Below are 11,666 nucleotides of genomic sequence, written 5' to 3'. Positions count from 1 at the left end.
AGGTCCACAGCAAGACGGGCCGCGACTTCGTCATTGATCTGGACCTGGAGGTCCAGCGGAGCGTTCGCGAATACTGGTGCAGCGCGTGCACCGCCGGAACAGTTGCATGTGTTGTGCACTCATAGTGGACCGGCGGTGGCATCCGGCTTCCGCAGTGCGCCGGCAGGATCCACCACACGTTCCAGTGCCCGCAGATCGGCCTCGATCGACCGGAACAGCATGTAGGCGGCGATGAACGCGGCGATCGCGCCCAAGCACACTACCCGTACCGTTGGAATCACCAGCGGAATATCGTCCGGAGGCAGGACCGTCACCCCCGCCACCGCCAGCAGCGGCACCGACGCCGCCATGGCCAGAAGCAGGATGCAGTGGCGATCGAGTCGGTGGAGGTGCGCCACGTCGCCCGCGCCGATGTCGCCGTGCCGCAGGAACGACGGGTAGATGCAGCGCACCGTGTAGAACGTCACCAGGAAGAACGGATAGGCTACCGCCATCCCGCCGAAGACCAGCACATCCACCAGCAAATGCAGCACCGCATGTCCGGTGAGCTCTCCGATCGCGAAGTGCATCACGATCGGAAACATGATCGCCGCCAGGCTCCACATCGAGAACGCCACCAGCACAGCGCGGTCGCCGAACAGCAGCGCATCCGATCGAGCTCGAGCCAGCACCCGCGGGTCGTACCGACGTCCCCGGCGCAGCCCGGGCAGGACCGTGATCAGACTCCGCGACAGATACAGCACCGTCGCGATGCCCACCGGGAAGAGCACCGCGTTGAACGGGGCGATGATAAGCCAGAAGGTGTGCTGGGCCGGCGGGCTCAGCCGGTCGACGATCAGCGACTTGTTGTAATTGATGTTGGCCAACGCCGCGAGCAGGCTCGGTCCGCCCATAGCCAGCACTACCAACGGCACCAGCCACGGCCGCAGCCGCAGCCGCCAGCTGTCCGGCGGCGGGTCGACCAAATCGCGGGCCCGCTCGTCCAGGCACAGCTCCAACTGCTGAGCCAGTGCCACCCCATCGGCCCAGCGCTGGTCACGTTCGGGCGCCAGACAGGTCAGCAGGACCCGCCGCAAGGCCGCCGGACAGTCGGGCGGGATGTGCTGCAGCGCCGCCGAATCAACCCCGATGCGGCGGCGCTGCAGCATGGCTGTCAGCGCGGCGGTGTCGTTCCCGGCGGCTGCGGTGCTGTCGTCGAACGGCTTGGCTCCGGTAAGCAGCTCCCACAGCACCACCCCCAGGGAGTAGATGTCCGCGCGGGTGTCGAGATCGTCGGCGCTGTGTTCGCCCCCCGGAAGACAGGCCTCCAGATGCTCCGGCGACATGTACGACAGTGAACCGCCGAAATACGCGACGGGGTTCGCGCCCGCCAGATCCCGGCTGAAACTGATGTTGAAATCGGCCAGTTTCGGCACCGCCTCCGCGGTGAGCAGCACGTTGGCCGGTTTGACGTCGCGATGCAGCACCCCGTGCGCGTCGGCGTAGGCCAGCGCCTCCGCCAGTCGGCGGCCCAGCCAGGCGACCGTCTCCGGCCACGACAGCGCCGCGATCTCCGCGCGCACACTCGAATCGGTGGGCCGGATCTCGCCCTTCTCCTCCATCGCCGCGTCGACCGCGTCCAGCAGCAGCCGCCCGCTACGCTGCTGGGGCGGGGTGGCCCGCACCCGGCGCAGCACGCCCAGCAGCGTGCCGCCGGGCAGGAACTGCATGTACAGCAGCCGCAGCCGCCGTGTATGGGGCCCGTCGGGGCCCGGATCGTCGAGCAACCGCTGATCGAAGACCCGCACGATGTAGTCGTGATCGAGCTGCGCCAGAGTCTGCGGTTCGGTGCCGCTATCGGCGGAGATCTTCACCGCCACCAGCCGCTGCATCGACCGCTGCCGAGCCAGGAACACCCGCGCGAAGGCGCCGCTGCCCAGGCCGGTGAGCAGGTCGAAATCACCGATGCGGTCACCGACTTCGATCCGGTCCAGTCCGTCGACACCGATGGCGCTGCTGTCCACCACGCTGGAAAGGTCGCCGGTGGTGTGCCCGGCATCCCCCGACCAAGTCGCCGAAACGGCAGAGACCTCGACCGTCGATTCCGGACTCACCCGCTGCGTGCCCTGATCCTCGTCTCCACCGCTCGCCATGATCACCGTCCCGCGCCCGACCTGGACGGAATAATCGGCGAATTGCTTGTAATACCGGCCGAGCGAGGTCAGATCGACCGCGGCGGTAGTCCCGCCGGTCCAGTCGTCGGCCCGCACGGCGGCCAGCAGGTCGTGATGCAACCGATCCATGGTGTCGTCTTGACCCGCGAGTTGTGCGGCGACATCGCCCGGATCACCGGACTCGAGCACCGCGGCGGCGCTGGTCGCCATTGCGGTGGCGGCCGCGCCCATGCGGGCCACGACCGGCTTCACCGATTCCGGAACCGCAGGCGCTGGGTGACGGCGGCGGCTGACGTCCGCGATATGTTCGGACAGGTCGGCCATCCCGGCAAGGTCGCCGACGAGCCGAATGGCCGTGACCACCTGCCGCAAGTCGCCGGCGACGGGCGCTTGCACAGCGAGCAGCCGCACTGCCTCGTGCTCACAGTGATCACGCGTGAGGTCGATCTCGTGGCAGATGTCGATCGCTTGCTCGGCCAACTCGAGATCGGCGTTCAGCAAGGAATCCGTGGCAGCGGCGACAGCCACACAGTCACGCAGACACATCACTCGCAACCGCCCGGCAAGCTGCTCTAGATCCTCCTGGAAGCTAGTCCGCATAGCTAATCATCAGCTTTTGCCGGCACCGGCGCCAGTCTGGCCACCTACCGGGCCCGGCGAGTAACCCCCGCGACGGCCGGATCGGCGACCACTGAACGACGAATTTTGGGATCCCACTTTGGGATCCCAAAGCATTGACTATGACCTAGCACACACTTACAGTCTGATGGGATCCCAATATGGGATCCCAAGCTATCCGTCACCTACCTCCCGTAGGACGGCCGCGCGAGCAGGCCCGATCAATCCCACAATCGCGAAGGAGGAACCCGTGTCCCTGCAAGAGGAAGCCTCGGGCCGAGGCGCCGTCGGCGCACCATACGCCGCACCGGCATCGGACGGCGCCGTTCCGGTCGGGCGCACGAACGTCCGGTGGAAACTGTTCGTGCTGCTCCTGGTCCTCGTGACTATCAACTACGTCGATCGGGGCTCGATCTCCGTCGCGCTCCCCCTCATCCAGAAGGACTTCAAGCTCTCGCACTCGCTCGTGGGCCTGCTGCTGTCGGCGTTCTTCTGGTCCTATGCCGCGATGCAGGTGCCGGTCGGCTGGCTGATCGACCGCTTCGGCCCGCGCAAGGTCGTCACGGCCTCGTGTGTCGGATGGGGCGCCGCGACCGCGGCCTCGGGATTGACCGGCGGATTCACCAGCATGTTCATCGCCCGGCTGGGCATCGGCGTCACCGAGGCGGGCGTGATGCCCGCGGGCGGCAAGCTCAACGCGATCTGGATGCATTCACGCGAACGCGGCCGGGGGGCAACGATTCTCGACGCCGGCGCGCCGCTCGGCGCGGGCGTGGGCGGCATCCTGGTGACGGGACTGATCGCGGCGTTCGGCGGCTGGCGGATGGCGTTCATCGTCGCGGGTCTCGCCACCGCCCTGCTCGGCGCGGCCGTCTGGTGGTACGTGCGCGACAGCCCGCGCCAGCACCGCGGTGTCAACGAGGCCGAGGTCGAGTACATCGAGGCGTCGCACCGGGCCGAGGACGAGCAGGCGCGCGCCGGCGGCAGCACGACCCGCCGCGGCCTGCTGCCCTACCTGAGGTTCCGCTCGTTCTGGGCAATGTGCCTCGGCTGGCTCGGCTTCAACGGTGTCTTCTACGGCCTGCTCACCTGGGGTCCGCTGTACCTGTCGGAGGCCAAGGGTTTCAAGCTCGCCTCGATCGGATGGTCGACGTTCGTGATCTTCGGCGCGGGCTTCGTCGGGGAGATCCTCGGCGGCCTGCTCGCCGACCGGCTCCGCGCCCGGGGGTACCGCACCAACGTCGTCATGCGTTCGATGCTGGGCATCGCGAGCCTCGTCGTCGTAGCGGGCCTGGTGGGCGTGACGACTGTGAGCACACCGATCACCGCGGTGGTGCTGCTGTCGGTGGTGCTGTTCTTCCTGCGCTGGGTGGGACTGTTCTGGTCCGTACCGGCGACCCTCGGTGGCCGCACCAACGCCGGAATCCTCGGCGCCGCAATGAATCTGGGCGGCAACATCGCGGGGTTCGTGACGCCGATCGCGGTCGGGTTCATCGTCGGCGCGACGGGCGGCTACACGGGCGCGCTGCTGTACTTCGTGGGTGCCGCGGTCCTCATGGGCGCCAGCGTCCTGACCCTCGACTACAGCAAGCGACTCCCGGTGTAAGCCGGTGTGCTCGAATAAAAATCGACCGACATCAGTCCGACCCCGAGGAGAAGACGTGGTGACACCGCCCGTCGAGGAGCCGCACCGGGACCGCCCGCTGCGCGAGGTGATTCGCGACAGCCTGCGGACGCGCATCTTCGAGGGGCACTACGCCCCGGGCACGCGCCTGGTCGAGCGCGACCTCGCTGCCGAGTTCAACGTCTCGCGCCTCCCGGTGCGCGAGGCGCTGCGCATGCTCGTGCAGGAGGGCCTGGTCACCGAGCGCGGCCGCGGCTCGGTGGTGGCGGAGCTGAGCGACAAGGACGTCGCGGACCTGTTCGATGTGCGGCTGTCGCTGGAAGTGCTCGCGTGCAGTCTCGTCGCCGAGCGCGCCACCGCCGAGGATCTCGCGCGGCTCGGGGACATTCTCGACCGGGCGCAGGACGCGTTGTCTCGCGGCAGCATCAACGAGGCGCACCGGGCCAACAGCGAATTCCACGACGAGATCACCCGCATCGCCGACAACCGTTTCCTGCGTGCGGCACTCGAACCGCTGCAGGGCCGCATGCACTGGCTGTTCCGCCACGTCACGGATCTGCCCGAACTCGTGCAGGAGCACCGCGACCTCCTGGCCGCCATCGCCAGCGGCGACCAGCAGCGCACGGCGGAGCAGTCCGCGAAGCACATCGGCAAGTACCGGGCGCAGTACCCGGAAACCATCTGAGAGAGGGATCCATGAGACTTCTCGTCGTCAACCCCAATATCAGCGACGACGTCACCGAGTTGATCCGCGCGGAGGCGATGCGCTCGGTCGCGCCCACCACGGAACTGCTCGTGCGCACCGCCGCCCGCGGCGTCGAGTACATCGAGACCAGGTTCGAGGCGTTGCTCGCCGCGGAGGCCGTTGCGGAGGTGATCGCGGAGCATCGCGACGTGGACGGTGTGGTCGTTGCCGCGTTCGGCGATCCGGGCATGCCCGCGCTCAAGGAGCTCGTGAGTGTGCCCGTCATCGGGATCACCGAGGCGGCGCTGTGCGCGGCGGCGCTACAGGGACAACGCTTTTCGATCATCGCGATCTCGGACCGCATCACCGCCTGGTACCGCGAATGCGTCGAGCATTTCGGTTTCGGGAATCGTCTCGCCTCGATCCGGTCGATCAAGGAGGCCCTGCGCGGAATCGGTTCGGTCCAGGAGGATTTCCGCGCACCGCTGGTCGAGCTCGCGCGACGCGCGGTCGCCGAGGACGGCGCGGATGTCGTGATCCTCGCGGGCGCACCGCTGGCCGGGCTGGCCCGCGACGTCATGGCCGAGATCCCGGTACCCGTCGTCGACGGCATCGGCGCGGGGATCCGGTTTGCCGAGGCGGTGGTCGGTCTCGCGTCCGGGCCGCACCGGGCCGGTTCGTTCGCGGTCCCGCCGCCCAAACGCCGCGGCGGGCTCAGTCCCGCTCTCGAGTCCGCGCTCGACGCGGCCCAGACCGCAGGGAGCACCCGATGAAGGCCGATCTCGTGATCGCCGACGGTCTCGTCGTCAACTCCTCCGGCACCCGGGCTGGGCACGTCGTCGTCGCGGACGGACGGGTGAGCGCCGTACTCGACGCGTCCGAGACCGTGCCCGCGGCGATGCGGACCGTGGACGCGGCCGGGCGCGCGGTGATTCCCGGCGGGGTCGACGGGCACTGCCATGTCGCCCAGGTAACCGGCCGCTATCGCACGCTCGACGACTACGCGGTGACCTCGACGGCCGCACTCTGGGGCGGCACGACGACGATTCTGGACTTCGGCATCCCCCGCGACGCAGGCGAATCTCCGCTGGCGGCAGCGAAGAACAAACTGGAGCTGGCCCGCGAGGCCCGCTGCGACGTCGCGCTGCACGCGTCGGTCGTCAGCTGGGACGAGACGGTTCCGGCTCAGCTCGAAGAGCTTGCGGCGCTGGGCATTCGCTCGGTCAAGATGTACATGACCAACCGCGGCACCACCATGGCAGACAACGACACCGTGCTGCGCGTCATGCGGGAGATGGTGCGCCTGGACGGCCTCACCTACATTCACGCCGAACACGACGCGCTGGTCACCGATTGCACGGACCGCCACGCCGCCGACGGCCGAACCGCGATCGAGCACCTGCACCGGACCCGGCCTGAACTCGCCGAGGAGGCCTCGGTCCGGGAGGTCTTGGCGATGGCCGAATACACCGGCGCCCCGGTGTATTTCGTCCACCAGTCGACGCCCGGCGCCGTCGATCTGGTCACCGAGGCCCGCGCCCGCGGCCTCGACATCCATTCCGAGACCTGCCCGCACTACCTGGTTCTCGACGACGGCGTGTATTCCTCGCGCTTTCCGGAGTGGTACGCGTGCTGCCCGCCCATGCGCTCGCCGGAAACCGTTGCGGCGCTGCGGAAGCAGTTCGCGGACGGCTCGATCCACACCGTCGCCAGCGACCACTCCTGTTACGACCTCACGCAGAAGCGCGAGCGCAGCGACGACATCCGGCAGATGCCGCACGGGCTGCCCGGCGTCGAGACACGCATGCCGGTCGCATTCACCGCGCTCGGATCCCCGATGCCGCAGCTCCTCGAACGGTTCGTGGAACTGTTCTCCGCCGGCCCGGCCCGCATCAACTCGCTGTCCGGCAAGGGCGTGATCGCGCCCGGCTACGACGCCGACCTCGTCGTCTTCGACCCCGCCGAGGTTCGCGCCGTCGACAGCGCGGCACTGCACATGGGAACCGACTTCTCGCCGTTCGAGGGACAGCGGTTGCGCGGCTGGCCGCAGCTCGTTGTGGCGGGCGGCCGAGTGGTCCTGGACGAGAACGGTTTCCACGACCCCGGACCGGTCGGCCGGTTCCTCGCGCGCCCGGGCTATCGCGAGTTCGCCACGCGCGGTGAGCTTCTCACGGCGGCGGGACGGTGAGCCCGATGGATACCCAGCGCCCCACCAGAATCGGCATGATCGTGCCCTCGTCCAACACGTGCCTCGAACCGATGAGCTACCGAATCATCGGCGACCGTCCGGATGTCACGATCCACTCGACGCGCATCCCCGTCACCCGCATCGCCCTGGATGCGGGCTCGGACCGCCAGTTCGACGTCGAGGGCATGCGGCGGGCCGCCGAACTGCTCGCCACCGCCGACGTCGACGTCATCGCATGGAACGGCACGTCGGGCTCATGGCTCGGGCCGGAACACGACCGGCAGATCGCCGCCGAGATCACGTCCGCGACAGGCATTCCCTCGACCACCTCGACCCTGGCCTATCTGGACGCCTTCGCACAATTCGGCACGCGCACGATCGGCCTCATGACCCCGTACACCCCGGATGTCAACGACCGCATCATCGATCGCTACACCGAGGAGGGCCTCCGCGTGACCGCCCACCGCGCCCTCGGCCTCAGCGACAACGAGTCCTTCGCCCGCGTCCGCCCGGACGAACTCCTCCCGGGCTCACTCGAATTGACCAAGGATCGCCCCGACGCACTGATCTTCCTGTGCACCAACCTGTATGGTGCGCCAATCGTCGCCGACCTGGAGTCGCGCACCCGCATCGCGGTGCTCGACTCGGTCGCGGTGACCCTCTGGCGCTGCCTGCAGCTCGCGAGGGCTCCCCTGCTTGCCCCTCGCTGGGGCAAGCTATTGGCCTGAGCCCGGTTGGATCACCGGTCGTCCGGATCAACCGGCCCCTTGCTCGACACTTGTGCGATCCAATTGGTGGCCCCTTGCGAAGGGACGGGTGCCGGAGCCGGAGCCGACCTTCGCGGTTTCGGCAGGCCACGAGCATATCGCACCACCAGAACCAGTCCGACCACCAGTACCCACCCGGTTGCCCGGATACCGAGCCATTCCACCAGCGGCCCGGCGACGAGCGCACCAATTGCCGAACAACCGTAGGCGATGAACTTGGTTGCGCCCCAGATCCTACCGACGTGGTCCTCAGGGAAGGCACGCACTCGATGCAGCGTGAGGGAAACGCCCAGGATCGCGGCGGCGCAGCCAACGCCCGCGAAACCGAACCAGAGCACCATCACGTTGGAACTAGCGGCAACGGCCACGCCGCACGCGACCCACGCCCACCCCACACAAATGAGCACGATCCTCGGGCCGTGCCGGTCGGCGATCCGGGGCGCGACGGCTGCACCGAGCATGCCGCCCAGGCCGGTAGATCCCAATACCACACCAATCGTCCACACGGAATGGCCGCCATCCTTGACCTTCAACGTGAGGATCAAAACGACGACTTGAAAGATGGCGTTGGTCACCGCAAGGACGACCGTGGCGCCGCGCACGAACGGGTCGCCCCACAACTCCCGTATACCGGCCGTGGTCTCGCTCCAGCTCCAGATCTGGACAAGCTTGCGGCCATTCGGCTCCGATTTCTCGGGGATCCGGGTGCGCAGCTTGGCCAGGGTCCACAGGCAGTAGAGGTACGCGGCCGCATTGGCGAGGAAGGGCAGGCTGCGGGCGATGCCGAAGGTCGCCGAACCAAGCATCCGGCCCACCATGTTGGCGAAGGGTTGCTCGGCCTCGAGAAACGAGAATGCCTCGGGCCGTTCGCTTTCCGTGACGATGTCACGGACCACGACCAACTCGGTCGTGCTGAAGAAGACGTAGGCGGTTCCCTCGATGAAGCTCGCTATGCACAGCAGGAGTGTCATCCCGAACGGATGCGCGACGGTCGCTATCGCCGCCAGCAGCGTAGCGGCAAGGCCCATGCACTGGCATCTCACCAGGGTCCGCCGCCGGTCCCAGTGGTCCGCCACGATGCCCGAGGGAACCTCGAAGAGCATACTGGGTAGTAACAGCGCGAAGGACACCAAACTCACGGAGATCGGCGAACCGGTCATGACCAGCGCCAGAATCGGATAGGCGAAACTCGCCCCTCTGAGCCCGACATACGCGACGGTATTGCCGAACCACAGCCGCATGAAGTCCCGGTTTTTGAGAATGCTCGGCATGGTTACCTCAGACTGCTGTGGCCCCCGCGGGCTGGGTCTTCATGCTGCACGAATGATCCAGGGCGCCAGGAGCGGGACGAGTATTGGGCGACTGTGAGGGCATGTACAAGTGTCGCGCGCCTTCTTTACTTGCCACTTCCCAGCGAGAGGAAGTCCACAGCGGGCCGAATCGAGAAGTGTTGCCCACCGACACCAGCGGGTCGAGAAGCCACGGGGCTATGAGGCTCCGGAAACGTTTTGCTCCAACATGTTTCGCCAGTACAGGTGAAACTGAGGAACGCGCCTGTCGAATGTCTCGTCGCGGCTGGCTAGCAGTCGTGCGATCGACTTCAACTGACTTGTCTGACCTTCGTCCGCGAGCCGGCGTAGCCAGGGCCACATGAGGAGAAGTAACTGAATTTCGGGGTCGACATCCTCGTTGTATACAGCCGCCGGACGAGCGTTTTGTGTCCGATAGAAATCGGCCCACGGCCGCGGCTGGGGCGCGCTGGACTCGCTCGCATGTGATACGTCGAGTTGATACCGGCGTTTGCCGATGTAAGCGACGGCAATACCCTTCCGGAGGCAGAAATTGAGCGCCTGCTCCGCGTTGTCGATAATTGGCTCACCGGCGTCGTTCAGCGATGTGTTGCATATAATAGGCACTCCGGTTCTCCGATAGAACGAATCGAGTGCGGCAGCGAGAAAAGGTTCATCGGAGGTCGACAGGGTCTGGATTCTTGCGCTCCCGTCGATATGTGCGACCGCGGGCACGAGCGATCGGAATTCGGGATCGATCGGGAAAGTCTCCAGCATGAACGGCGACGGGCGTCCGCCCGTAAACCATCTCGCCACGTGATCCTCCAGCACGATCGGCGCCACCGGCCGCCACCACTGGCGCTGCTTTATCCGGTTGAGGATGTCTTTGGTTTCGATTCGACGCGGATCGCCTAACAAGCTTCGATGGCCCAGCGCACGCGGTCCGACTTCCGCAGCGCCGTCGACCCACGCCACCGGATAATTCTCCAGATCATCGACGAAGGTCGCGGCATCGAAATCGCGCACGTCGAGAATGCGCCGACCGAAGGCCGCCAGGGCCGGGGCGATGTCAAGTCCGTCGTCACCCCGATAAGGCAGCCCGGTCCTTACGTTCTTGGTATCGAGGTCACCCCTGGCATAGAAGCCGAGCAGGCCGATCCCGAGCGCCTGCCCCGAATCATTCGCACAGGGCGGTACGAGCAGCCCGCGGAATCCATACTTGGCCAACAGATGTGAGTTTGTCGGACAGTTCAGCGCGAAGCCGCCCGACAGGGAAAGAAATGCATCGCAGGGAGAGATGCTTTTCGCTGAAAGCAGCCTCTCGATCGACCGCTCGACGATCGATTTGGATACGGATTCGATAATCTTCATCGTGGCGCTTGCCACCAATTCGTCACGACTGAACGGATTATCGCCGTCGATGCCGGATCGGATCGCGTTGTCGGCGGCATCGGCGACCGACGCAACAAGCTCATCGCATCGATCGAACAGCGAGAAGCCTCCCCAGAATTCCTGGCTCAGCAGGCTCGATTGATCGAACTCGATACTGGCGGGCGACGCGTGCGCCAGGGCCATCAATGTCCCCGGTTCCTGATTGAAGCGGCGCTTCGACGCATGCCACAACAGGCCGGGGGATTCCACCGGAAACAAGGACAAATCGCCACCGCGGGAAACTGCTCCGGCGTACCAGTGGTCGCCGAGGAGATCCTGCTCGAGGGTGAAGTCCGGCCCGCCGTCCATTGCCAACGCAACGATTGTCGAGTCGCGAAACCGGTCCGTATCCAGGCAGAGCCCGGAGAACAGGTGCGATACGCTATGGATTGGCAACCCCTGGGTTGCATAATTCGGCAGCACCGGCGTGGAGGCCAGCCCTGGCGTGCCCCACACCTGGGCAATATCGGCCAACGTTAAATCCTCCTGCGCAAGCAGGCCATTCAGCAGGTCGATCGGTGAGCGCGTGGAGTCGTAGATCGGCATATGATGATGTTTCATACCCGAAATCCGTTCCAGTTCCCAGTATCGAACCAGTGATATCTCGTCGCCCCGGATCGCCCACAGGGCAACGCTTTGGTCATGCCGAATCGTTGTAAATGCCGTGGGACCCGGCGGGCTCAAGTAGGCCGACAGAACGTATTCCACCTGGTTTGGTTCACGCATCGATTTCATGCCGTTCCATCGCTACATCCAAGCAACACGCCATCTTGTGTCCTTCCGGGGGGTGGTGGCGCCACGCCGGACCGCCACATGAAACAGGTCGACCAGCAACGCCTCCCGGTACGTGCTGGCCGGCACGCCGGTGACCTACTCCGGCGGTGTGGTCAGATCCGCCGGTTCGCGTAGCG

8 protein-coding genes and 1 pseudogene are annotated in these 11,666 nt (G+C 66.3%); 5 read left to right on the top strand and 4 right to left on the bottom strand.

Features of this window, described 5'->3' with window-relative positions; translation table 11 throughout:
* Positions 1-119: 119 nt before the first annotated feature.
* Both KO481_RS14435 and KO481_RS44740 read right to left on the bottom strand, forming a co-directional pair.
* On the bottom strand, positions 120-2,477 hold the full coding sequence (locus tag KO481_RS14435; protein WP_245400899.1) for a serine/threonine-protein kinase: 2,358 nt from the start codon (positions 2,475-2,477) through the stop codon (positions 120-122).
* A gap of 30 nt (positions 2,478-2,507) precedes the next feature.
* Positions 2,508-2,699 (bottom strand): annotated as a pseudogene (locus KO481_RS44740) (PhoU domain-containing protein); the annotation flags it as partial.
* A 322-nt stretch (positions 2,700-3,021) separates the two neighbouring features.
* Between KO481_RS44740 and KO481_RS14430 the strand changes: the two are divergent.
* Genes KO481_RS14430 through KO481_RS14410 form a run of 5 tightly spaced genes read left to right on the top strand, consistent with a single transcriptional unit; the run spans position 3,022 to position 7,996 of the window.
* Positions 3,022-4,377, top strand: coding sequence for an MFS transporter (locus KO481_RS14430; RefSeq protein ID WP_308166603.1), 1,356 nt, complete (start codon positions 3,022-3,024; stop codon positions 4,375-4,377).
* Between the two features lie 55 nt (positions 4,378-4,432).
* Positions 4,433-5,080, top strand: coding sequence for a GntR family transcriptional regulator (locus tag KO481_RS14425; RefSeq protein WP_308166602.1), 648 nt, complete (start codon positions 4,433-4,435; stop codon positions 5,078-5,080).
* Between the two features lie 11 nt (positions 5,081-5,091).
* The gene (locus KO481_RS14420) at positions 5,092-5,853 is read left to right on the top strand and encodes an aspartate/glutamate racemase family protein (RefSeq protein WP_215917614.1); all 762 of its coding nucleotides are present in this window, start codon (positions 5,092-5,094) and stop codon (positions 5,851-5,853) included.
* Positions 5,850-7,268, top strand: coding sequence for an amidohydrolase family protein (locus KO481_RS14415; protein WP_215917613.1), 1,419 nt, complete (start codon positions 5,850-5,852; stop codon positions 7,266-7,268). Before KO481_RS14420 ends, KO481_RS14415 begins: the two co-directional genes overlap by 4 nt.
* Positions 7,269-7,273: 5 nt before the next feature.
* Positions 7,274-7,996 (top strand): maleate cis-trans isomerase family protein, encoded by a 723-nt coding sequence (locus KO481_RS14410; protein ID WP_215917612.1) that lies wholly within the window; start codon positions 7,274-7,276, stop codon positions 7,994-7,996.
* Between the two features lie 11 nt (positions 7,997-8,007).
* On the opposite strand, the gene KO481_RS14405 is transcribed toward KO481_RS14410, so the two are convergent.
* Both KO481_RS14405 and KO481_RS14400 read right to left on the bottom strand, forming a co-directional pair.
* Positions 8,008-9,306 carry an MFS transporter gene (locus KO481_RS14405; protein WP_215917611.1) on the bottom strand — a complete coding sequence of 433 codons (1,299 nt, stop codon included), beginning with the start codon at positions 9,304-9,306 and terminating at the stop codon, positions 8,008-8,010.
* 216 nt (positions 9,307-9,522) lie between these two features.
* Entirely contained in the window at positions 9,523-11,490 is a 1,968-nt protein-coding gene (locus KO481_RS14400; RefSeq protein WP_215917610.1) for a carbamoyltransferase C-terminal domain-containing protein, read from the bottom strand.
* Between the last annotated feature and the right edge of the window lie 176 nt (positions 11,491-11,666).

This window comes from Nocardia albiluteola (assembly GCF_018860155.1).
Lineage (GTDB): Bacteria > Actinomycetota > Actinomycetes > Mycobacteriales > Mycobacteriaceae > Nocardia > Nocardia albiluteola.
This window is presented reverse-complemented; position numbering and strand designations above follow the sequence as displayed.

Excerpts from the sequence above, each read along its gene's own strand:
- KO481_RS14415 (WP_215917613.1), top strand. The coding sequence starts at position 5,850 with ATGAAGGCCGATCTCGTGATCGCCGACGGTCTCGTCGTCAACTCCTCC.
- KO481_RS14400 (WP_215917610.1), bottom strand. The coding sequence starts at position 11,490 with ATGAAATCGATGCGTGAACCAAACCAGGTGGAATACGTTCTGTCGGCC.
- KO481_RS14420 (WP_215917614.1), top strand. The coding sequence starts at position 5,092 with ATGAGACTTCTCGTCGTCAACCCCAATATCAGCGACGACGTCACCGAG.
- KO481_RS14405 (WP_215917611.1), bottom strand. The coding sequence starts at position 9,306 with ATGCCGAGCATTCTCAAAAACCGGGACTTCATGCGGCTGTGGTTCGGC.
- KO481_RS14435 (WP_245400899.1), bottom strand. The coding sequence starts at position 2,477 with ATGGCCGACCTGTCCGAACATATCGCGGACGTCAGCCGCCGCCGTCAC.
- KO481_RS14410 (WP_215917612.1), top strand. The coding sequence starts at position 7,274 with ATGGATACCCAGCGCCCCACCAGAATCGGCATGATCGTGCCCTCGTCC.